Origin of the sequence: Bradyrhizobium ivorense, assembly GCF_900696085.1 — a bacterium.
Taxonomy (GTDB): domain Bacteria; phylum Pseudomonadota; class Alphaproteobacteria; order Rhizobiales; family Xanthobacteraceae; genus Bradyrhizobium; species Bradyrhizobium ivorense.
Genome location: NZ_CAADFC020000028.1, coordinates 85,136 through 107,299 on the forward strand (window position 1 = coordinate 85,136; position 22,164 = coordinate 107,299).

The window sequence follows — 22,164 nt, forward strand, 5'->3', positions numbered from 1 at the left end:
GGTCGCTCAGAGCGGGAAGCACCGCATGAAGGCCGCGAACAACTTTTCATCGCTCGGGCTCACGAGGCCCGCGTTGATCGCGTCGGCAAGCTCGAGGTCGCGGTTGAGAACACTCAACCATGCCTTGGTGTCGGCCGTGATGCGCAGGGACGCCTCTCCGACGTGACGGCCCGGCACCACCTGGAGGTCCTTTCCTTTGATGGTCACCGTTGCATCGAGCGTGGTTGCGCCGGTGAAGCTCAGATGAGCTACCAGATCGAGGCCCCTTGCCCGGCCGCGCTGAAATCCGAGCGAGAGCGAGAACAGGTAGCCCTGAATGCTGCCGGTGTGGCGGCCGGACTCGACGTGTTGCACCTTCTTGTGCGGAAAGCGCCGCGTCACCGTGTCCTCTGCGTCGGTATCCGGGATCACGTAGACGAACTCGTCCTTGTCGATCAGCGGCTTCACCACGTCGGCAAAATGGGCGTCGCGATCGTGCAGGAACGGGCCGATCACGTCTTCGCCGGCCGGGCAGGCGGAGATGCAATAGGCCGCCTTGTAGCCCGGCTTGAACGACAGCGACTGCCAGACGTTCATGGTCTCGCTGCGGGGAACGCGGGCGCGATAATCCTTGGCGTCCTTGGCGTCGGCGACCTTCTCCACCCACTGCGAGAAGTTGCCGAGGAAGTCGTGATAATTGTGGGTGAAGCACGACATGAAATCGAAGCCGCCATCCGGCTTGATGGCGCCGACCGGGCAGGCCGCGACGCACAGTTTGCATTCGAGGCAGGGATTGTAGTCGATCGGCTGGTCGTAGGCGTCGACCTCGCGCCCGAGCAGGATGGTGCCAAGCAGGACGAAGCTGCCGAACTTCGGATGGATGACGCTGCGATGGATGCCCATCCGCCCGAGGCCCGCTTCCACCGCGATCGGCTTGTGCTGGACCATGAATATCTTGGGCAGGTCCATTTCCATCGGGAAGGCAGCGACCGAATTGCAGGACGCGATGCCGTGCTCGTCGAGCGCGCGAACGATGGCGCGCGCGGTTTCGTTGACGTGATCGTAGGTGCCGTGAAATTCCTCGTTGGCGACCGAGCGGGTGGGCGAGCGCACCGGCTCCCGGTTCATGTGGCAGGCGATCGCCAGCAGCGCGCGGGTTCGGCCATAGACTTTCCGGATCGAGTCCCGCTGCGGCGCGATCGCCGCCCGTTCGAACTCGATGATACCGACGTCGTCGGCGCCGCAGTCCCGCGCGATCTGCTTGATGAATTCCGAGGAGATCGCGGCGTCGTGGACCGTCTGGCCGCTGCGGGCGCGCACGGCCCTGACCGTGGGATGATCGTCCAAGCTCATGGCGTTGCCCTGTATAAGATGTCAACCATCATATTATGGGAGGGCGCGGTCCGGGGCAAGTCAATTATATGCTGCGTGTCATCTAACGATGGAACCGTAGGGCTTATACGGCCGACCCGACCTGCTCACCCCGCCGTCATCGCGAGGAGCGAAGCTACGAAGCAATCCATTGCTCCGCGTACGCCGCAGCATGGATTGCTTCGCTTCGCTCGCAATGACGTGGAGGCGGCGGTCGTCAATCCAGCATCTTGGTATCATCCGGCGCCTGCGGCGGCGTCTTGATCGCAATAGCTTTCAGCGGCCGGCCGTTCGGCTTGGTGCCGCCATGCGGCGTGCCCTTCGGGATCACGACGAGATCGCCCGGCTTCACCGTCACTTCCTTGTCGCCGAGCCAGATCGTGCCGGTGCCTTCGAGAATGTACTGCAGCTCGTTGGTGTTGGGATGCAGGTGCTTCGGCACGTTGCCGTCCTGGATCGACACGGTGGCGCCGTCGGCCGACACGAACATCTTTGAGCGGAAGCCGACCTTGTTGGCATCGCCAAGCTTGTCGCCTTCCATCTCGCCGGTGTGGATGATCTGCGCGGTGATGTTTTCGGCAGCGAGCGCCGGCCGCAACACGTGGGTGACGGCGCAGCCGGCGGCGAAAGCGGCAACGATCGACAGCGTCGTGGCGATGCGATTCATGGAAATCCTCCCCTGGTGTTTTTTTGTGACGGCGATGCTATGCGGCGGCGCCGGCCTTGGCCAGCACTCGGGCGCGCCCGATGTGCTCGATGCGACGAAAAGATCGCATGGCGTGCGCGGAATAAACCGTCAGCGGCCGAACATGGCAGCCATTCCTTCGCCGAACCTTGGCACCAAAGTCGCCTTCTCAAGCCGGGCTCGCTCCTCTATCTTGCCGGCCAGTCGAACGGAGGACGTCATGAACAAACTGCTTGGCAAGCTGGCCGGAACGCTGCTGGCGCTCGCTATGTCCACGGGCCTTGCCGCAGCGCAAACCAAGATTACGGTCGCGGTCGGCGGCGGCGCCTGCCTGTGCTATTTGCCGACGGTGCTGGCCAAGCAGCTCGGCGAGTATGACAAGGCCGGGCTCGCGGTCGAGCTGGTCGATCTCAAGGGCGGCTCGGATGCGCTGAAAGCCGTGCTCGGCGGCAGCGCCGACGTCGTCTCCGGCTATTTCGACCACTGCGTCAATCTCGCGGCCAAGAAGCAGGAGCTGCAGTCCTTCGTGGTCTATGACCGCTATCCCGGCCTGGTGCTGGTGGTCTCGCCGAAGCACACCGGCGAGATCAAATCGATCAAGGACCTCGCCGGCAAGAAGGTCGGCGTCAGTGCGCCCGGCTCGTCGACCGATTTCTTCCTGAAGTATCTGTTGAAGAAGAACGGCGTCGATCCGATGAACACCGCCGTAATCGGCGTCGGCCTCGGCGCCACCGCGGTTGCCGCGATGGAGCAGGGCCAGATCGATGCGGCCGTGATGCTCGATCCGTCCGTCACCGTGCTGCAGGGCAGCTACAAGGATCTCAAGATCCTCAGCGACACCCGCACCCAGCACGATACGCTCGAAGTGTTCGGCGGCGAGTATCCCGGCGGCGCGCTTTACTCGACCACGGCCTGGGTCAACGGTCACGAGAAGGAAGTGCAGGCGCTGACCAACGCGATCATGGCGACGCTGTCCTGGATCCATTCGCACTCGGCCGAGGAGATCATGGCCAAGATGCCGGACGAGCTCGTCGGCAAGAACAAGGACCTCTATCTCGCCGCGCTGAAGAACACGATCCCGATGTATTCGCAGACCGGCAAGATGGACCCGAAGGGAGCGGAAGCCGTGCTCGCGGTGTTCAGCACCGGCTCGCCCGACGTCGCCAAGGCCGGCATCGACGTGACCAAGACCTACACCAACAAATTCGTCGACCAGGTCAAGAAGACGACCGGAAACGCGAAGTAGCCAAGCACGATGAGTGGCACGCAGGCACCGGTCATTCATCGCGTCAGTGCGCTTGACCTGACGTTGCAGCGGCGGCCTTGGCCGTTCGCGGACCAGCGGCGCGCCGACATCGATGCGCATTTCGAAGCCGAGCAGCGCGCCAAGCCGAGCCTGTGGAACGGCCGCGTGCTGCTCGGCCGCGATCCGGTGTTTTCGGACGGGCGGCTCAGCGCCAGCTATTTCGAGACCGACTTTGCGAGCTTCCTCGCCTGGCGCGATTGGGGCTTTCCCGACCGCGAGATTTTCAACGGCTTCGGCATGGGCGCGCTGCTCTCCGACGACGGCGCCTTCGTGCTCGGCGAGATGGGCGAGCACACCTCCAATCCCGGACGGATCTATTTTCCTTCCGGCACGCCCGATCTCGACGACATACGCGGCGAGACCGTCGATATCGCCGGGAGCGTGCTGCGCGAGCTGGAGGAGGAGACCGGCCTGACGCCGGCGGATTGCCGCGCCGACGCCGACTGGCATTGCATCTACACCGGGCCCGCGCTCGCGATGATGCGGATCCTGCGCGTCGGCATGTCCGGCGAGGCCTTGCGTGCGCGGATCGAGGCCAACCTCGCGCAGCAGGACGATCCCGAACTCGCCGCGATCCATTTGGTGCGCAGCCGCGCCGACCTCACCGCCGCTATGCCGCGTTTCGTCACCGCCTTCATCGAGGCGCAGCTGCCGGCGTAGGCGTGCGCTCGTGAAGGCCCGCCTCTGACGATGAAGCTACGCCGGTAGTTTAACTCCGGTCAGCTTGGCCAACTTGTCGACGAGTTCGTCCTGAAAACTCGGATCGGTCGCCTCATTAGCCGGCTCCTGCTGCCGGAGGTGATGCCAGTAGCGGCCGCTGACCAGCGCGGCAGGATCGTCGCTCACGGCCAGCCAGGTTTGCGTCTTCTGACCTGTTTCGATATCGACCGGGGCGCCCGCGCCGCCCATCTTCGTGCGCGCCCAGCCGGGATCGACCGCATTGCTCAGGACCCGCGGCCAGCGTCGCGCCAGCGCGGACGCCAACGCGACGACGTGCAGCTTGCTCTCGGCGTAGGCCTTGGCCGAATCCCAGGATCTTTTCGTCCAATCGAGATCATCCAGCGAGCCATCGCCGCCGCGGTGCAGCCCGCTGCTGAGATAGACCAACCTGGCGGGGCGCTCGATCAGTGCCGTCAGCATGTACGGCGCAATGGTATTGATCGCCAACGTGACGGCATGACCTTCCGGCGTTGAGCCGCGGCTGCGCTGCGTGTAGACGCCGGCATTATGGATGACCGCATCCACGCGCCCGATCGCGTTCACTTGATCCGCGATGCCTTTCGTCTCGGCGCCGCTCTGCAGGTCGCCGACCACAACTCCCTCGGAGCGCGAGGCCAGCTCTCCGAGCGCAGCGGCGCGATCGGCCGAACGTGCGTGCAGCACCACCCGGTGCCCCTGATCGAGGAGCGACTGCGCCGCCGCACGGCCGAGACCGTCCGTGCTGCCGGTGATGAATACGATCGCCATGTGCTGCTCCTCCGGATGTTTCGGCACGCACTCTACAGCGCCCGCGCATCACTTCCGATACTGCTCGTCGCTCACTTTCTCCAGCCAATCCACGTTCTTGCCGCCGGAGGATTCCTGGACGGCAATGTGGGTCATCGCCGTCGTCGGTGAAGCGCCATGCCAGTGCTTCAATCCTGGAGGAAACCAGACGACGTCGCCGGGGCGGACTTCCTCGACCGGACCGCCTTCCCGCTGCACCCAGCCGAGTCCCGCCGTAATGATCAGCGTCTGCCCGAGCGGATGGGTGTGCCAGGCGGTCCGGGCGCCGGGCTCGAACGTGACCTGACCGGCACCGGCACGCGCCGGATCCTGCGGCTGAAATAGCGGGTCGATGCGAACGGTCCCGGTGAACCAATCTTGTGAGCCCTTCTGGGAAGGCCGAGACCCGTTTCTCTTGATGTCCATATCCATGCGAAATTCCTTCGAACTGTCGGTCGTCTGCGCCGACGATCGGCCGACATCTGTCAGGGCGGCGGCGGCGCCGCCGATGAGTATGCTTCTGCGGGTGATCATCGCCTTGCTTCGCTCAGCGAGGATCGTAGCCGGGCTGCTTGAAGATGGTCTCGGGCTTGCCGACGATGTCTGGTCCGTAAACGCGGCTCGCCCAGTCCTGCGGCGCCACATCTTCTATGCCGACCGATACGGACTCTTCGCCGGAGCCGAGCGTGCTGGTCACCGCTCTGGTAATCGCGTGCGCGAGCGCTTGCTTCTGTTGAGCGGATCGTCCCGAGTAGAGCTTGACGACGACGTGCGGCATGACGGTTTCCTTCAATGCGCGCGCTTTTCGACGACGTCCTTGACGACCGGTGCCGCGGAAAAAGCGTTGGGCCAGCCGGCGTAGAAGGCGAGATGGCCGAGCACCTCGCCAGCTTCCCCGCGCGTGAGCCCGTTGTCCATCGCGCGGTTCAGGTGATAGGTGATCTGCGCGACCTGGCCCGTCGCCATGAGAGCGCTCACGGTGACCAGGCTGCGATCACGCGGAGCCAGCGCCGGTCTGAGCCAGAGATCCCGGAACAACACGTCGGTCGTGTACTGGACGAGGCTCGGCGTGACCTGTCCGAACTGCTCTCCGACACGCGTCGCCCGCTGCTTCTCCGCCGCCTCGTCGAGCGGAAGCTGAGGCCCGGAGGCCAGCGGGAGCTGATCGGCTCCGATGTTGCGGCTCCGAAACACATCCCGCGCCGCCGGGATCGCATCCATCGCATTCGCCCAGCCGGTGTAGAAGGCAAGGTGCGTGATGATCTCCGAAATCTCCGACGGCTTCACGCCGTTGTCGAGCGCGAGGGTCAGGTAGTACGGCAGTTCGACGGTCTGATCGCGGGCGATCAGCGCGGCGACGGTGACGATGCTGCGGTCCCGGCGGGAAAGGCCCGGTCGCTTCCAGAGATCGCCGAGCAGGACATCTTTGCCATACTTTTCGAGGGCGGGCGCGGTGGCGCGAATGTCTTCCATCGTTGGCATGACCTTGTTTCCTTCCATTCTGGTCGCTGCCGTCTGGGCAGAGGCCTGGAGCGCCAGGCAGAGCGAAAAGGCGATTGCTGCGACAGCTCTCATTGGAAACGCCTTGCTATGATCTTCAGTGCGCGGTGAAGCCGCCATCGACCGGCAGGCCAACGCCGATCACGAAACTTGCGGCGGGACTACATAGCCACAAGACGGCGGCCGCGACCTCCTCGGCCCGGCCGAGGCGGCCGATCGGCTGCTGCTTCATGATTTCGGCCATCGCGGCGGCTTGGCCCTTGAGCATGTCAGCGACCATCGGCGTGTCGATGGTGCCGGGGCAGACCGCGTTGATGCGGATGCCGCGGGGGGCGTATTCGACACCCGCGCTCTTGGTCATGCCAAGCACGGCGTGTTTGGTGCCGTGATAGGCCGCGCGTTGCGGGAGGCCGACGAGACCGCCCAACGAAGAGCAATTGACGATCGCGCCGCTCCCTTGATCGCGCATCACGCGCAGCTGATGCTTCATGCAGGCCCAGACGCCCCGCTGGTTTACCGCTGCGACGCGCTCGAAATGCTCAATCGGTTCCTCGGCGGCGTCCGATGGCGGCACTTGGATGCCGGCGTTGTTGAACGCCATGTCGAGCCGTCCGTACGCTGCGACCGCGCGGTCGACCATCGCTGCCACCTGCATCTCGTCGGCGACGTCGCAGGCGAGGCCAATGGCCGTGCCGCCGTTACGGACGATCCGCTCGTCCTCCTTCGCGGCGAGATCGCCGTCGAGGTCGGCCAGAACGACGGAGGCGCCGCTCTCGGCGAACATCCGTGCCGTTGCCAGTCCCATGCCGCTGGCGGCACCGGTGACCAGGGCCACCTGTCCTTTGAAGTCATAGATCGGGCTCATCCACTCCTCGCTTCATGTTGCAGGATCATTCGATCCGTTCGGTCGCCACACGTGCTGCGGATCGATGGCTGATCAGAACCTAGGTCTTCCGCGCCCGCGCGATTAGGTGATAGATTGTGAATGCAGTCATTAGTCAGGCTTATGAATGAACCGGGACAACGCCAGCGATCTCATCGCCTTCCTCGCGGTCGCGCGGGAGCGCAGCTTCACGCGGGCCGCGGCGAAGCTCGGCATGACGCAGTCCGCGCTCAGCCAGATCGTGCGGAATCTGGAGGAGCGGCTCGGGGTTCGATTGCTGAACCGGACGACGCGCAGCGTCACGCCAACCCAGGCCGGCGAACGGTTGTTCCTGAGCGTCGGCCCCAAGTTCGCCGAGATGGATGCCGATCTCGCTGCACTCAGCGAACTGCGCGAGAAGCCAGCCGGAACCGTCCGCCTGACGGCGACGGAGTTCGCCGCCGCCGAGATCCTGCTGCCGGCACTCGGGAAGATTCTGCCCAAGTACCCCGACATCCATGTCGAGGTGATCATCGATTACGGGCTCACCAATATCGTGGCGCAGCAGGTCGATGCCGGCATCCGCCCCGGCGAGCTCGTCGCGAAGGACATGATCGCCGTGCGCATCAGCCCCGATCTCAGAATGGCCGTCGTCGGGTCGCCGTCCTACTTCGCCGATCGCAAGCGGCCGAAGACGCCTCAGGATCTAACCCAGCACAACTGCCTCAACCTTCGACTGCCGACCCATGGCGGCCGTCTCTATGCATGGGAGTTCGAGAAGAGTGCGCGGGAGCTCAACGTTCGGGTGGAGGGACAGCTTGTGTTCAACAGCGCCGGCCTTCTTCTGGACGGGGCGCTGAAAGGCTTGGGCCTGGCCTACCTCACCGAAGGACACGTCCGGCCATACGTCTCCGACGGTCGGCTCATTCGCGTGCTGGCGGATTGGTGTCCACCGTTCTCGGGCTATCACCTCTACTATCCGAGCCGTCGGCAAGCCTCACCGGCTTTCACGCTGCTGGTCGAGGCTCTGAGATACCGCGGCAAGTAGGACAACATGACCGCGTGGTCCTCAGGGGTCATGCTAGCTTCACCTCGAAGGCCAAGGAAATGCGCAATGACGGAACAAGCCGCCACCGCCGATACCCCCAAAACCATCAAGGTCATCATCTCGGGCGGCTTCGCTGCGGTCTACCGCGAGGTGCTGCCTGCATTCGAGCGCAGCACGGGCATCGCGGTGGAGACCGGATCCGGCGCGTCGGAGGGCACCGGTCCGAAAACCATCAGGCACCAGCTTGCCAACGGAACCAAAGCGGATGTGGTGATCCTGTCACGCGAAGGACTTCGAACGCTGAACGAGGACGGATGGATTCGTTCGGGATCCGAAGCGGGGCTGGCGACGGCGGCCTTGGCCGCCGCGGTTCGGGCCGGCAGTCCCAAGCCTGACATCAGCGATGAGGCCGCACTCCGCAAAGCCCTGATCGACGCCGGCCAGGTGGTGGCGCCGAGCAGCACCAGCGGCCAGTATTTCCGCGACAAGGTATTCCCGAAGCTGAATTTGCCGGAGACGGTGACGCTCAGCTTCGAGGCGCGTGGAACCGAGGCGGTTGAAGCGCTGAGAGCAGGCAAGGCAAATCTCTCGATTGGGCCCACCAGCGAACTGGTGCAGGAGAGTGGCATCGAGGTCGTTGGCCTGCTCCCGCCAAATTTCCAGCTCGTCCAAACCTTCACAGCCGCTGTTGTCAGCGACTCCAGGGCGCCTGAGGCAGCCAGGCGCCTGATCGACTTCCTTTCCGCCGACACCGACCTCATGCGTGCAGCAATCAAGCGAGCGGGGATGGAGCGGCCGCGCGGATAAGCTGCGTCGCATCTGCGACCATCTGATGAAGCTTTGATCAGCCCTGCGCCGCGCGGACGCAGCCATGACGCTTGACATCATCGGCGGCTCCCCCTGTGATAAGGCGGCACGACAAACAATAAAATGCAGTGCACAATCTCTGGGGAGGGATTTCATGCCGGTCATGAAGGCTGCCCGTTGGTTTGCGGGTCTGTCCGTCGCGGTTGCAGCGCTCGGCGCCACTGACACCGCGCAGGCGCAGGACAAGAATATCAAGATCGGCGTGATCTTCGACCTCACCGGCCCGCTCGCCGGCGGTGGCTCCGAGCTGCAATATACCGGCGTCAAGATCATGCTCGACCACTACGCCAAGACCGGCGTCGAGGGTTACAAGGTCGAGGCGGTCTATGCCGACGCCCAGAGCAAGCCAGACATCGCGATCAACGAGTCGGTCCGTCTGCTCGAGCAGGAGAAGGTCGACCTGGTGATGGGCTTCTTCTCCTCGGCGCAGTGCGTGCCGGTGGCGGCCCGCGTCGAGCAGCTGAAGAAGTTCATGTGGATGACCACCTGCATCTCGTCATCGGTGTTCGACGGCAAGAACTACAAATACGTGTTCCGCCCGCAGGCCAGCGGCGACCAGTTCGGCCAGATGACGATGGATTTCATTGCCAACCAGGCGCAAGCCAAGTTCGGCAAGGAGCCGAAGGACCTGCGCGTCGCCATCATCCACGAGGACGGCGCCTATGGCGTCGACGTCGCCAAGGGCAACGAGGCCGGCGCCAAGAAGGCCGGCTTCAACATCGTGCTGAAGGAGGGCTATTCGGCGACCGCGCCGGACCTGTCGGCACTGGTGACCAAGCTGAAGCGCGCCCGGCCCGACGTGATCTTCCACACCGGCTACAATCCGGACATCACGCTTTTATTCCGCCAGGCGCGCGAGCAGGGGCTGAAGTTCGGCGCCATCGTCGGTCACGGCGCCGGCTACGGCGTCTATGAAAAGCTGAAGGAAGGGCTTGGCGGCGACGCCAACTATCTCTTTAACACCGACCCGATCTCGATCTGGCTCGCCAACCAGACCGGCATGGACAAGAAGCTGCCGGCGGTGATCAAGATGGTCGGCGAGGAGTTCGACAAGCTCAAGGCGGGGGTGCCGATCCGCTCCGCCCATGTCGGCATCGGCGCGTCGAATGCCTTTGTGTTCATGGACGACGTGCTGCCGCGCGCGATCAAGAAGTATGGCGGCGTCGATCCGGACGCGCTGCGCAAGGCCGCGCTCGACACCGACATTCCCGAAGGCGGCACCATGCTCGGCTTCGGCGTCAAATTCTACGGCGAGGGCGAGCAGTTCGCCGGCCAGAATTCGCGCTCGTTCCCGGTGGTGCTGCAATATATCGACGACAAATCCTATGTGGTGTGGCCGAAGAGCCAGATGCAGCGCGAGACCGTGCTGCCGCTGCCGGCCGGCACCACCTACAGCTATAAGTAGCTTTCGGAAAGGATCGCCGTGCTCGCCGTCGAAGGCCTGGTCAAGCGGTTTGGCGGCTTCCGCGCCGTCAACAATGTCTCGTTCCGCGTCGAGCAGGGCGAGATCCTCGGCCTGATCGGTCCGAACGGCTCGGGCAAGAGCACGATCTTCAACATGCTCTCCGGCACGCTGCCGCCCACGTCAGGCTCGATCATGTTCGACGGCCGCGAGATCGCGGGGCTCGCGCCGCACCGGATCATCAATGGCGGCATCGGCCGCACCTTCCAGATTCCGCGGCCGTTCCATCGCCTCAGCATTTTTGACAACGTTTCGCTGGCCGGCTTCTACGGCCAGGGCCGCCACAGCCGCGCCAAGGCCGAGGAGGCCGCCGAGCGCGCGCTGGCGATGGTCGGCCTGCCGACCGATCGCCACGCCAGCGTCGAGGGCCTCGGCGCCGCCGGGTTGAAGAAGCTCGAGCTCGCCAAGGCGCTCGCCACCGGGCCAAAGCTGCTGCTCGCCGACGAAAGCCTCGGCGGGCTCGACGAGCACGAGATGGACCAGGCCGCCGACATGCTGCGCCGGATCCGCGACGAGCTCGGTATCACCATCATCTGGGTCGAGCACATCATGGGCGTCTTGATGCGGGTGGTCGATCGCGTGATGGTGCTCGACCACGGCGAGAAGATCGCCGAGGGCCTGCCGGCCGATGTCGCCGGCGACCGCCGTGTCATCGAGGTCTATCTCGGCACCGATGCGGACGCCTCGCTGGCGGCCGCCGCCGCGGCGCAGGCGCGCCGCCGGATCGGGGCTTGACGCATGCTGGAACTAAAATCGATCGATGCAGGCTATGGCAGCTTTCAGGCCCTGTTCGACGTCAGCCTCGACGTCAAGGCGGGCGAGGCGGTCGGCGTGATCGGCCCGAACGGCGCCGGCAAGACCACCCTGATGCGCCTGATCTCCGGTCTGATCCGCCCGCTCAAGGGCCGCATCGCGATGGAGGGCACCGACGTCGGTGCGACCCCGCCGCACCGCATTGTCAGCCTCGGCATCGCCCATGTGCCGGAGAACCGCCGGCTGTTTCCGCGGCTGACCGTATCAGACAATCTGAAGATGGGCGCGTACATGCAAGGCGCGCGCGCAAAGTATGCCGAGCGGCTCGAATTCGTGTTCGACCTGTTCCCGCGCATGAAGGAGCGGCGCAACCAGATGGCCGGCACCATGTCCGGCGGCGAGCAGCAGATGTGCGCGATCGGCCGCGCGCTGATGTCGAACCCGAAATTGCTGTTGCTCGACGAGCCATCGGCGGGCCTCGCGCCGGTCGTGGTGCAGCAGGTGTTCGAGCTGGTGAAGCGTATCCGCGCCAGCGGGCTCACGGTCTTGATCGTCGAGCAGAACGTGCAGCAGGTGCTGCGCGTGGTCGACCGCGCCTATCTCTTGGAAGCCGGCAGCATCCGCGCCGCCGGCACCGCCGCCGAACTCGCCGCCAGCGACACCATCAAGCAGGCATATTTGGGGGTGTGAGGATGATGACAACAGATCCCGCAGGCGTGCTCACACAGTTTCCCGTCATCCTGAGGTGCGAGCCTAGTGGCGCGCCAGCGCCACTAGGCTCGCCTCGAAGGATGAATCGGCCACAGACGGGCCGTGCATCCTTCGAGGCGCGCAAGAGCGCGCACCTCAGGATGACGGTTCCGCTTATTCAGCTAGACGACGACGTCGCGATCTAAGGCAGTGTGACAGCATGCAATCCTTCCTCGACATCTTCGACATCTACCTGCTGGAGGCCGTGATCAACGGCATCCTGCTCGGCGGCGTGCTGGCGCTCTTGGCGCTCGGGCTCAACCTGATCTTCGGCGTCATCGACGTCACCTGGATCTGCTACGCCGAGCTCGTCATGATCGGCATGTACGGCATGTATTACCTCGTGCAGGTCTTCCATCTGCCGTACTGGGCCGCCGCGCCGCTCGTCATCCTGCTGGTAGCGCTGATGGGCGCCGCGCTGCACTACCTCGTCATCGCGCCGCTGCTCACCGCGCCGCCGATCAACCAGCTGCTCGCCACCGGCGGCGTGCTGTTCATCCTGCAGAGCTTTGCCACCGTCGCCTTCGGCATCGACTTCCGCAATCTCGGCATCCGCATGCCGGTGCTGGCGCTCGGCGAGATGAATTTCTCCTACGCACGGCTGCTGTCGTTTGGCGCCGCGCTGCTCGGCATGATCGGGGTCTATCTATTCCTGACCCGCACCTTCACCGGCACCGCAATCCGCGCCATCGCGCAGGACCGCCAGATCATGCCGCTGATGGGCGTCGATGCGAAACGGATCTACCTCGTCACCTCGGCGATCGGCGGCGGGCTTGCCGGCCTCGCCGCCTGCCTGCTCGTGCTGCAATACGACGTGCATCCGTTCGTCGGCCTGTCGTTCGGCCCGATCACCTTCCTGATCTGCGTGCTCGGCGGCCTCGGCAATTTCATCGGCGGCTTCATCGCCGCCTTCGTGTTCGCCGAGATCATCTCGCTCGGCGGCCTGTTCTCCGATCTCGAATGGGGCTACGTGCTGGCGTTCGCCTTCTTCATCATCATGATGTTCATCCGGCCCGCGGGCCTTTTGGCGAGGCGCTCGTGAACAGGCAACTCGCCGGCTGGATCATTGCGCTGATCGTTCTCGTCGCGGTGCCGTTCGTGCACCGCGATCCCTATCATCTGCACATCATGGTGCTGATCCTGATCTGGTCGTTCGCCTATACGTCGTGGTCGATCATGGGCCGCTTCGGCCTGGTCTCGCTCGGCCATGGCGGCTTCATGGGCATCGGCGCCTATGTCACCGCGCTGCTGTGGAATCATCTCGGCATCACCCCGTGGATCGGCATTCCCTTGAGCATGGTCACAGCGGGCGTGCTGGCGCTGATCGTCGCCTATCCCTGCTTCCGCTTCCGCATCACCGGCCATTACTTCGTGCTGGTGACCTTGGCGCTGTCGGGCATCGTGCTGCAGGTGATCACCGCGACGCGCGATTATACCGGCGGCTCGCTCGGCTACACGCCGCAGCGCGCGCCGAGCGGCAAGGGGCTGCTCGCGCTACAGTTCGACGACAAGGCGACCTGGTACCTGATCGCGCTCGCGGTCTGGGTGGTCGGCCTCGTGGTCTGGCGCGCCATCGACCGCAGCATGATCCGGCACGCCATGGAAGCGATCTCGGAGGACGAGGACGCGGCGGCCGCGGCCGGCGTCAACGTCACCGCCGAAAAGCTCAAGATCACCCTGATCAGCGCGCTGATGACCGCGCTCGCCGGCGCGCTGTACTGCCAGTACCAGATGTTCATCTCGCCCGACACGGTGAGCGGCATCGCGGTCTCCCTGCAGATGGTGTTCGCGGCCATCGTCGGCGGCGTCTATGTCGCGCTGGGACCGACGGTCGGCGCCGTCATCACCATTTTGCTCGCGGAAGTCTTGCGCATCTCGTTCGGCACCAAGGCGGTCGGCTGGGACAATCTGGTCTATGGCGTGCTGCTGGTGCTGTTCATCATCTTCCTGCCCAAGGGCATTCTTGGTAGCGTGATCGACCTGGTCAAATCGCCACGCAAGCCGCCGAGAGGTCATGAACAACAAACCGTCCCCGTCGCTCGCCGATGAGCTGAAGCCCTTCGTCGCGCCGTTCCGCCACGACGGCGCCGGCGAATTCCACCTCAAATCATTCCCGACCGCCGAGAAGGGCGGCATCGACAAGGATGCCGGGAGCAAGATCATCGAAGCCAACCGCAAGCGGCTCAACGATTTCCAGGAAAAGCTCTACGCCCAGGACCGCTGGTCGATGCTGCTGATCTTCCAGGGCATGGATGCCGCCGGCAAGGACAGTGCGATCAAGAGCGTGTTCGAAGGCGTCAACCCGCAGGGCTGCGAGGTGTGGTCGTTCAAGCAGCCGTCAACCCGCGAGCTCGATCACGACTTCATGTGGCGCGCGATGATCGCGCTGCCGGAGCGCGGCCGCATCGGCATCTTCAATCGCTCCTATTACGAGGAATGCCTGGTAGTGCGCGTGCACCCCGAGGTGCTCGCCAAGCAGAAGATGCCGAAGAAGCTGGTGACAAAAAACATCTGGCGCGAGCGCTTCGAGGACATCTCCGCGATCGAGCGCTATCTTGCGCGCAACGGCACCGTGATCCTGAAATTCTTCCTGCACGTTTCCAAGGAGGAGCAGCGCCAGCGCTTCCTCGATCGCCTCGATGAGCCCGCGAAAAACTGGAAGTTCTCGATGGCCGACATCGCCGAGCGGAAGTTGTGGGCGAAGTACCAGGCCGCGTACCAGGACATGATTCACCACACGTCGACGAAAGAGGCGCCCTGGCACATCGTCCCCGCCGACCACAAATGGTTCGCCCGCGTCGTGATCGGCTCGACCATCGTCAACGCCCTCGACAAGCTCGACCTGAGATTCCCCGAAGTCGACAAGGCGGACTTGAGCGAGTTCAAGCGCGTCCGCGACGCGCTGCTGGCGGAAGGGAAGGGCGAGGCGGAGGGGAAGAAGACGGCGGCGAAGAAGAAGTAGCAAGCGATGAGTCCGTCGCGACGGACATGTAAGGTGAGCACGCTGTTCGGGCTCCCTCCCCCCTTGCGGGGGAGGGCTGAGGAGAGGGGTGGCCCCGGGCGAGATGATCGATGCAGCGCTGCGCTCGCAATCTCGCGGCTACTGCTCGTCGCGACGCACGATCGAGCGACCACCCGTGTGGTACCCCTCTCCCTAACCCTCCCCCGCAAGGGGGGAGGGAACCCTTCCGCCGGGGCGTTCCTTACGCGAGCACAGCGGTCGGCTTCCTCCTCATGTCCGCCGAGTGCCAAAACACGAAAAACAACCCCATGCAAAGTAGCCCGCCGGTATTCCGCAACCGCAACTTGACACGTCGGGCAACTCACCGGTATTCTTCCAAAATTCCGAAATCGTGCAGACGATGCTCACCGGGCGTGGGAGAGGCGCAGATCAATCGGGGCCATTGGTTGCGCATGGGTTAGGTCAACCCTGCTGCCCATCTTTCCCCATTGCGGCGGCTTGCCATAATCGTCTAGAACGACGCCACCAAGGCGCGTCCCGGCAACCAACCGTCAACGGTTTTGCCCGAGGATCTGGCGCTCAAAAGGGTCTGGCAATGCTGATTCGCGGCCAAATTGATGGGATTTTGCGGGAGGTGGCCTCGGCTACCGCCACGATCCCGGCCGCAGCGCCCACCCTCCTGATTGGCGGCCTGCTTCTTACCTGCCCCTGAGGGCCGGCTGGGCATTTGTGCCTGGGCACTCAGGGGTTTGACGAGATCACCAGACCCTGACATCGCCCTGAGGTCGACAAGCTGCCGAACGGGCGCAAAGCTTCAAAGGAATTTCCGATATGGCCACCCAGAACAAGTCCGATAAGGACCGCGTCATCATTTTCGACACCACCTTGCGCGACGGCGAGCAGTGCCCCGGCGCCACCATGACCTTCGAGGAGAAGCTGGAGGTCGCCGAGCTGCTGGACGACATGGGCGTCGACGTCATCGAGGCGGGCTTTCCGATCACCTCGGAAGGTGATTTCCAGGCGGTCAGCGAGATCGCCCGCCGCTCGAAGAACTCCGTGATCGCCGGCCTGTCGCGCGCCCATCCGGCCGACATCGATCGCTGCGCCGAGGCGGTGAAGTTTGCAAAACGCGGCCGCGTCCACACCGTGATCGCGACCTCGCCGCTGCACATGCGGGTGAAGTTGAACAAGACCCCCGAGGAGGTCATCGAGACTTCGGTCGCGATGGTCGCCCGCGCCCGCAACCAGATCGACGACGTCGAATGGTCGGCCGAGGACGGCACCCGCAGCGACATGGACTATCTGTGCCGGATCGTCGAGGCCGTCATCAAGGCCGGCGCCACCACGGTCAACATCCCCGACACCGTCGGCTACACCGTGCCGGAGGAATACACCCACTTCATGCGGACGCTGATCGAGCGGGTGCCGAACTCCGACAAGGCGATCTTCTCGGTGCACTGCCACAACGACCTCGGCATGGCGGTGGCCAACTCGCTGGCCGGCATCATGGGTGGCGCGCGCCAGGTCGAATGCACCATCAACGGCATCGGCGAGCGCGCCGGCAACGCCGCGCTGGAAGAGATCGTGATGGCGATCAACGTGCGCAACGACCGCTTTCCGTACTGGAACAAGATCGACACCACGCAGCTGACCCGCGCCTCGAAGGTGGTGTCGGCCGCGACCTCGTTTCCGGTGCAGTACAACAAGGCGATCGTCGGCCGTAACGCCTTTGCCCATGAGAGTGGCATCCATCAGGACGGTGTGCTGAAGGACGCCTCGACCTACGAGATCATGAAGCCCGAGATGGTCGGCTTGAAGCAGTCGTCGCTGGTGCTCGGCAAGCATTCCGGCCGCCACGCCTTCATCCACAAGCTGGAGGAGATGGGCTACAAGCTCGGCGCCAACCAGCTGGAGGATGCGTTCACGCGCATGAAGGCGCTGGCCGACCGCAAGAAGGACATCTACGACGAGGACATCGAGGCGCTGGTCGACCAGGAGATGGCCGCCGCGCACGACCGCATCAAGCTGACCTCGCTGACCGTGATCGCCGGCACCCATGGCCCGCAGCGCGCCACCATGAAGCTCGACGTCGACGGCCAGATCAGGATCGAGGAGGCCGAGGGCAACGGTCCGGTCGACGCCGTCTTCAACTGCATCAAGCGCCTGGTGCCGCACGAGGCCAAGCTCGAACTGTATCAGGTGCACGCGGTGACCGAAGGCACCGACGCGCAGGCCGAAGTCTCGGTCCGCCTCGCCCATGAGGGCCGCTCGATGACCGCCCGCGCCGCCGATCCGGACACGCTGGTCGCGTCTGCAAAGGCCTATCTCGGCGCCCTGAACAAGATCGTGATGAAGCGCCAGCGCGACGTCCCCGCGGCGGCCGCCGCGAGCTGACGATTGGCTGCATGGATGCGACAGCAAACGCGGCGCCTCGGCGCCGCGTTTTTCGTTTGAGCCGCCCAGCTAAGCGGCAATTTGAGACATGGCAGGGGGCTGAAGATTTGATACTATTCCGCGTATTCTATTATGTATTTTGGAGGAAACGATGCTTGTCAAATTCTTGCTTTGCACTGCCGTAGTCACGTTGTCGATGACCGGTATCGCCGCTGCCCAGCAGAATTTGCCTGCGGCAACCCAGCAAACCGCGACGATAAAGCGGACGCCGCTACAAAAGTTTGACGTGCCCGGCACAAACTATGAGACGATCATTGGAATAGCTGAAGTCGGGCCCAACGTGAATATCGGGCGCCATACGCATCCCGGTCCGGAGTCAGGCTTTCTGCTGGAAGGCGAGATGGTGCTCATGGTCGATGGTCAAGCAGACAAGACCTTGAAGTCGGGTGAGAGCTATCAAATTCCGCCAGGTGCCGTTCACGACGCCAAAACTGGTCCGATCGGCGCGAAAGTAATTGCTACTTATGTTGTCGAGAAGGGAAAGCCGATCGCTTCTCCAGCCCAGTAGTGATGTCTGCATCGGGTCGGTCCCGGCTTTCGCCGGGACGACGCGTGGAGAAACGGTGCTGCCAATCTCCGTCACCCCCGAGGAGCGCGGCACGCGCGTCTCGAAGGATGCACGGCCTGGATGCTTCAGCGCACGCATCCGCTTTCTTGCGGAGCGAGTCGGGCCGTCGCCCTTCGAGGCTCGCCGAAGAGGCTCGCACGTCCTGCGACAAAGGCGAAGCCTTTGCGCGGGGTGACGGATTGATTTGCTCAGCTTGCTCAGTGTCATCACCCGCGCATGCGGGCGATCCAGTATTCCAGAGGCCGCAGTGCTTGAGCCGAGGGGCCGCGGCGTACTGGATCGCCCGGTCCATGTGCGCAATTGCGCACAGGCCGGGCGACAGCGATGGATGAGGATATAGCCTCACATCCTCTCAGGGTGACGGTCGGGAAGGTTCGGGTGTACAAAGGCGCACTTGCGCCATGTCCACATCACCAGCACGCCGGGAAGGGTGGGCACCTCCGCGGTCGTTTTTTCGACGGTAGGCTGCCTCACTGACGTGAGCGGGCCAGGTTGGAATCTGCCGCGCATTTTCGCGGCAATATTGGAATGGCGTCCCACACGGCGCTCCGGCCGCCGCCACAATTGGGATTTTTTGCGCTCCCGCCGGCGCTAACCTTACTGGCGTCCATGCCCGAAGGACGCCATCGATGTCGCTTGCCTCCATTGTCTCAGACCCGCAGCGCAGCCCGACGGCCGCGGAGACCGCGCTGACGCGGCGCGTCGATCTCACCACGCTGCGGCTGTTCATCGCCGTCTGCGACGAGCAGAACCTGACCCGCGCCGCGCAGCGCGAGGGCATTGCGGCCTCCGCGGTGTCGAAGCGGATGAACGATTTCGAGCTCGCCTTCGGCGTCACGCTGTTCAAGCGTCTCGCAAAAGGCATGGCGCTGACGCCGGCCGGCGAGGCGCTGCTGCATCACGCCCGCGTCACGCTGCTCAATGTCGAGAAGATCGCGGTCGAGCTGTCGGAATATTCGCAAGGCGTGCGCGGCCATGTCCGCATGCTCGCCAACCTGTCGGCGATCGTGCAGTATCTGCCGGAGGATCTGTCCGCCTTCTTTGCCGCGCATGAGCTATTGCGCGTCGATTTACAGGAGCGGCCAAGTGGGCAGGTGGTGCGCGGCATCGAGGAGGGCGCGGCCGAGATCGGCATCTGCTCGGCCGAGGCCGACAGCCGCGGGCTCGAAGCTTTCCATTACCGCTACGACAATCTGGTCGTGGTGATGCGGCCGGACCATCCGCTGGCCGGCCGCGACAGCCTGCTGTTCACCGAGACGCTCGACTACGATCACATCGGTCTGCACACCGCGAGCTCGATCTATCTGCGCTCGCAATATGCGGCAACCCAGGCCGGCAAGACGATGCGGCTGCGCATCAACGTGCCGGGCTTCGATGCGGTCTGCCGCATGGTGCAGGCCAATATGGGTCTCGGCCTGATCCCCGACCGCGCCTTCGAGGTGGTCGGCGCCGGCATGGGACTGTCGGCGATTCCGCTGCGCGACGATTGGGGCCGGCGCGAACTCAAGATCGTGGTTCGCGACGCCGCGCATCTGTCGGCGAGCAGCCGCCTGATGCTCGACCACCTCTGTGCGATCGAAACCGGGCGGGTGGGCAGGATTACGTCCTGATGCCGGTGGGGGGTGCGGGACGTTTCTCCTCCACGACAGGTCCTTCATGACCCTCGAACAGGATGCGCTGGGCCGCGCCTTCGAGATCGTCGTATTGCCCGCTCTTCAGCGTCCACATGAACGAGGCGAGGCCCGCCAGCCCCATTCCGATCGCAATCGGGACCAGAAAGAAGAAATCGATCATGGCACCAATCCTGGCGTCAGAGGCGGCGTGAGCCCGGCGCGAACCGCTGCGGGCGGTCGCCACCGGCGTTCGCCGAGGCGCAATGCGTTGGCGATGACGACGAGCGACGATGCCGACATCGCAACCGCCGCCATCAGCGGCGTGACCTGGCCGAGAACCGCAACCGGGATCGCCACCACATTATAGGCGATCGCCAGGCCAAAATTCTGCCGGACCAGTCGCGCGGCCTGGCGCGCGACCGCGACGGCGCGCGGCACCGCCTGCAGGTCTTCGCGCAGGAATACGAGATCGGCGGCGTTGCGGCCGATATCAGCGGCCGACGCCGGCGCCATCGAAACATCGGCGGCGGTCAGCGCCGGGGCGTCGTTCAAGCCGTCGCCGACCATCAGCACCTTGGCGCCGGTCTGCCTCAGCGCGGCGATGCGCGCGACCTTGTCGGCAGGCCGCGCATTGGCGGTGAAGCGCACGCCGAGCCGCCCCGCGATGTCGCTGACGCGCGCCTCGCTGTCACCCGACAGGATCTCGATGCTGAGGCCCGCCGCCGTCAGCGCGGCGATGGCCTCCTGCGCGCCGCTGCGCAGTTGATCGTCGAGGCGGAAGGCGGCGAGGCAGGCGCCGTTGGCCGACAACACGACGGCGGCATTCGGGGGCACGGAAAGGGGAGCGGCGGCCCAGTCCGGCCGTCCCAGCCGATAGATGGTCTCGCCCGACCGCGCTTCCAGGCCGGCGCCCGGAACTTCCGCCACGGCATCAAGCGCGACTGGTGTCTGCGCCTCACCGAGCGCGGCCAGCGCCTGCGAATAAGGATGCCGCGAATGCGCGGCGATCGCGGCCGCCAGCGCGCGCGCCTCAGTGCGGGTCTCGACCACCAGGGTGAGACGCGGCCGGCCGGCCGTCAGCGTGCCGGTCTTGTCGAGGACCACGGCATCGACATTGGTGAGCCGCTCCAGCGCGCTGCCGTCCTTGATCATGATGCCGGCTTCGAACAGGCGCCGGGTGGCAACCACATGGACCATCGGCACGGCGAGCCCGAGCGCGCAGGGACAGGTGATGATGAGCACGGCGATCGCGATGGTGATGGCGCGGTGGGCATCCCCGGTCGCCATCATCCAGCCGATGAAGGCCAAGAGCGCGGTGGCGTGAACGACCGGCGCGTAAAGTCGCGCCGCGCGGTCGGCGATGCGGCGATAGGCCGAGCGGCCGGCTTCCGCCGCCTCCATCATCCGCACCATGTCGGCGAGGAAGGAGTTTTTTGCCGCCGCCGTTGCGACCACCGTGAGCGGAGCGGTGAGGTTGAGGGTTCCTGCCTGCAATGCTGTGCCCTCGACGGCCAATTGCGGCGCGCTCTCGCCCGACACCAGCGAGCGATCGAGCTCGGAGCGGCCCTTGACCACGCGGCAATCCACCGGCACGCGCTCCCCTGCCGCGAGCAGGATGGTCATGTCAGGTTCGATCTCATCGACCGGCAGGTAGATCTGCGTGCCGTCCGGCCGGGCCACCAGCGCGCCGCGCGCGGAGAGCCGCGCCAGCCCCGCGACCGCTTGCCGCGCCCGCGCCCGCATCACATGGTCGAGCGTGCGCCCGATCAAGAGGAAGAACAGCAGCGACACCGATGCGTCGAAATAGGCGTGCCGGCCGTGCTGGGTCGTTTCATAGAGACTGAGGGCGAAGGCCAGCAATACGCCGATCGAGATCGGCACATCCATGTTGGTGCGGCCATGACGCAGGCTGCGCGAGGCCGAGCGGAAGAACACCTGGCCGGAATAGGCCAGCGTCGGCAGCGCGATCGCCGCCGAGATCCAGTGAAACAGGTCGCGCGTTTGCGCCTCGGCGCCCGACCAGACCGACGCCGACAACAGCATGATGTTGCTGGAGGCAAATCCCGCGACCGCGAGCGCCAGCAACAATCTTGTCAGCTCGGGATCGCTGCGGTCGGCGGCGGCATCGTGGAGATGCGCCTGGTAGCCAATCTGCTTCAACGCTGCGATCAGCGGCGGCGGGCGGCCGCCGTGCCATTGCACGGAAACACGCCGGGTCGACAAGTTCGCGCGCGCGAAGGCGACGCCGTCGAGCCTGCCGAGCGCGGCCTCGATGCGTTGCAGGCAGGCGCCGCAGTGAATGCCAGGTACCGAGAGGTCGGTCTGGCGCAGGCCGTCGCGCAGCGTCCGGCTGGCCAGCAGCAGTTCCTCGTTCGAGGTGCCGGCGTCGGCGAGACATTCGGCGCCGGGAGCGCAGCAACTCATCGATCGGCTCCATTTCGCAACCGGCGCCCGAGAGCATGATCCGGAAAAGTGTGAAGCGGTTTTCCGAAAAGATCA

At 64.7% G+C, this 22,164-nt stretch carries 22 protein-coding genes; 13 read left to right on the forward strand and 9 right to left on the reverse strand.

Features of this window, described 5'->3' with window-relative positions:
- Window positions 1–6 precede the first annotated feature (6 nt).
- Complete coding sequence (locus CI41S_RS31600; protein WP_139863032.1) at window positions 7–1,332, reverse strand: 4Fe-4S binding protein; 1,326 nt, start codon at window positions 1,330–1,332, stop codon at window positions 7–9.
- Window positions 1,333–1,567: 235 nt separating this feature from the next.
- The gene (locus CI41S_RS31605; protein ID WP_139863033.1) at window positions 1,568–2,017 is read right to left on the reverse strand and encodes a cupin domain-containing protein; all 450 of its coding nucleotides are present in this window, start codon (window positions 2,015–2,017) and stop codon (window positions 1,568–1,570) included.
- 238 nt (window positions 2,018–2,255) lie between these two features.
- Between CI41S_RS31605 and CI41S_RS31610 the strand changes: the two genes are divergently transcribed.
- Together CI41S_RS31610 and CI41S_RS31615 are read left to right on the forward strand one after the other, a co-directional pair.
- Window positions 2,256–3,281, forward strand: coding sequence for an ABC transporter substrate-binding protein (locus tag CI41S_RS31610; RefSeq protein WP_139863034.1), 1,026 nt, complete (start codon window positions 2,256–2,258; stop codon window positions 3,279–3,281).
- 9 nt (window positions 3,282–3,290) lie between these two features.
- Window positions 3,291–4,001, forward strand: a complete 711-nt coding sequence (locus tag CI41S_RS31615) for an NUDIX hydrolase (RefSeq protein ID WP_139863035.1) — start codon at window positions 3,291–3,293, stop codon at window positions 3,999–4,001.
- A gap of 36 nt (window positions 4,002–4,037) precedes the next feature.
- On the opposite strand, the gene CI41S_RS31620 is transcribed toward CI41S_RS31615, so the two are convergent.
- The 5 genes from CI41S_RS31620 to CI41S_RS31640 form a co-directional block, all read right to left on the reverse strand.
- A complete protein-coding gene (locus tag CI41S_RS31620) occupies window positions 4,038–4,808 on the reverse strand; it encodes an SDR family NAD(P)-dependent oxidoreductase (RefSeq protein ID WP_139863036.1) in 771 nt (256 codons plus the stop codon).
- A gap of 48 nt (window positions 4,809–4,856) precedes the next feature.
- On the reverse strand, window positions 4,857–5,252 hold the full coding sequence (locus CI41S_RS31625) for a (R)-mandelonitrile lyase (RefSeq protein ID WP_139485647.1): 396 nt from the start codon (window positions 5,250–5,252) through the stop codon (window positions 4,857–4,859).
- Window positions 5,253–5,373: 121 nt separating this feature from the next.
- Window positions 5,374–5,604 (reverse strand): tautomerase family protein, encoded by a 231-nt coding sequence (locus CI41S_RS31630; RefSeq protein WP_139863037.1) that lies wholly within the window; start codon window positions 5,602–5,604, stop codon window positions 5,374–5,376.
- An 11-nt stretch (window positions 5,605–5,615) separates the two neighbouring features.
- Window positions 5,616–6,401, reverse strand: a complete 786-nt coding sequence (locus CI41S_RS31635) for a carboxymuconolactone decarboxylase family protein (protein ID WP_139863038.1) — start codon at window positions 6,399–6,401, stop codon at window positions 5,616–5,618.
- A 22-nt stretch (window positions 6,402–6,423) separates the two neighbouring features.
- On the reverse strand, window positions 6,424–7,191 hold the full coding sequence (locus tag CI41S_RS31640) for an SDR family oxidoreductase (RefSeq protein ID WP_139863039.1): 768 nt from the start codon (window positions 7,189–7,191) through the stop codon (window positions 6,424–6,426).
- A 145-nt stretch (window positions 7,192–7,336) separates the two neighbouring features.
- On the opposite strand from CI41S_RS31640, the gene CI41S_RS31645 reads away from it, so the two are divergent.
- The 11 genes from CI41S_RS31645 (at window position 7,337) to CI41S_RS31695 (ending at window position 19,662) form a co-directional block, all read left to right on the forward strand.
- Entirely contained in the window at window positions 7,337–8,236 is a 900-nt protein-coding gene (locus tag CI41S_RS31645; protein ID WP_139485571.1) for a LysR family transcriptional regulator, read from the forward strand.
- Window positions 8,237–8,302: 66 nt separating this feature from the next.
- Window positions 8,303–9,043 carry a substrate-binding domain-containing protein gene (locus CI41S_RS31650; RefSeq protein ID WP_139863040.1) on the forward strand — a complete coding sequence of 247 codons (741 nt, stop codon included), beginning with the start codon at window positions 8,303–8,305 and terminating at the stop codon, window positions 9,041–9,043.
- Between the two features lie 154 nt (window positions 9,044–9,197).
- Window positions 9,198–10,508, forward strand: a complete 1,311-nt coding sequence (locus CI41S_RS31655) for an ABC transporter substrate-binding protein (protein WP_139863041.1) — start codon at window positions 9,198–9,200, stop codon at window positions 10,506–10,508.
- Window positions 10,509–10,526: 18 nt separating this feature from the next.
- The gene (locus CI41S_RS31660; protein ID WP_139863042.1) at window positions 10,527–11,300 is read left to right on the forward strand and encodes an ABC transporter ATP-binding protein; all 774 of its coding nucleotides are present in this window, start codon (window positions 10,527–10,529) and stop codon (window positions 11,298–11,300) included.
- Between the two features lie 3 nt (window positions 11,301–11,303).
- Window positions 11,304–12,008 (forward strand): ABC transporter ATP-binding protein, encoded by a 705-nt coding sequence (locus CI41S_RS31665; RefSeq protein ID WP_139863043.1) that lies wholly within the window; start codon window positions 11,304–11,306, stop codon window positions 12,006–12,008.
- Between the two features lie 220 nt (window positions 12,009–12,228).
- Complete coding sequence (locus tag CI41S_RS31670; protein WP_139863044.1) at window positions 12,229–13,110, forward strand: branched-chain amino acid ABC transporter permease; 882 nt, start codon at window positions 12,229–12,231, stop codon at window positions 13,108–13,110.
- Complete coding sequence (locus tag CI41S_RS31675; protein WP_139863045.1) at window positions 13,107–14,117, forward strand: branched-chain amino acid ABC transporter permease; 1,011 nt, start codon at window positions 13,107–13,109, stop codon at window positions 14,115–14,117. Before CI41S_RS31670 ends, CI41S_RS31675 begins: the two co-directional genes overlap by 4 nt.
- On the forward strand, window positions 14,083–15,030 hold the full coding sequence (locus tag CI41S_RS31680) for a polyphosphate kinase 2 family protein (RefSeq protein ID WP_139863046.1): 948 nt from the start codon (window positions 14,083–14,085) through the stop codon (window positions 15,028–15,030). Before CI41S_RS31675 ends, CI41S_RS31680 begins: the two co-directional genes overlap by 35 nt.
- Window positions 15,031–15,861: 831 nt before the next feature.
- On the forward strand, window positions 15,862–17,424 hold the full coding sequence (locus CI41S_RS31685) for a 2-isopropylmalate synthase (RefSeq protein WP_139863047.1): 1,563 nt from the start codon (window positions 15,862–15,864) through the stop codon (window positions 17,422–17,424).
- 151 nt (window positions 17,425–17,575) lie between these two features.
- Window positions 17,576–17,992 carry a cupin domain-containing protein gene (locus tag CI41S_RS31690; RefSeq protein WP_139863048.1) on the forward strand — a complete coding sequence of 139 codons (417 nt, stop codon included), beginning with the start codon at window positions 17,576–17,578 and terminating at the stop codon, window positions 17,990–17,992.
- 689 nt (window positions 17,993–18,681) lie between these two features.
- Window positions 18,682–19,662, forward strand: a complete 981-nt coding sequence (locus tag CI41S_RS31695; protein WP_139863049.1) for a LysR family transcriptional regulator — start codon at window positions 18,682–18,684, stop codon at window positions 19,660–19,662.
- On the opposite strand, the gene ccoS is transcribed toward CI41S_RS31695, so the two are convergent.
- Both ccoS and CI41S_RS31705 read right to left on the reverse strand, forming a co-directional pair.
- Complete coding sequence (gene ccoS / locus CI41S_RS31700; protein WP_139863050.1) at window positions 19,652–19,846, reverse strand: cbb3-type cytochrome oxidase assembly protein CcoS; 195 nt, start codon at window positions 19,844–19,846, stop codon at window positions 19,652–19,654. The two genes, CI41S_RS31695 and ccoS, sit on opposite strands and share 11 nt — an antisense overlap.
- Complete coding sequence (locus CI41S_RS31705; protein WP_139863051.1) at window positions 19,843–22,089, reverse strand: heavy metal translocating P-type ATPase; 2,247 nt, start codon at window positions 22,087–22,089, stop codon at window positions 19,843–19,845. Before CI41S_RS31705 ends, ccoS begins: the two co-directional genes overlap by 4 nt.
- Window positions 22,090–22,164 lie beyond the last annotated feature (75 nt).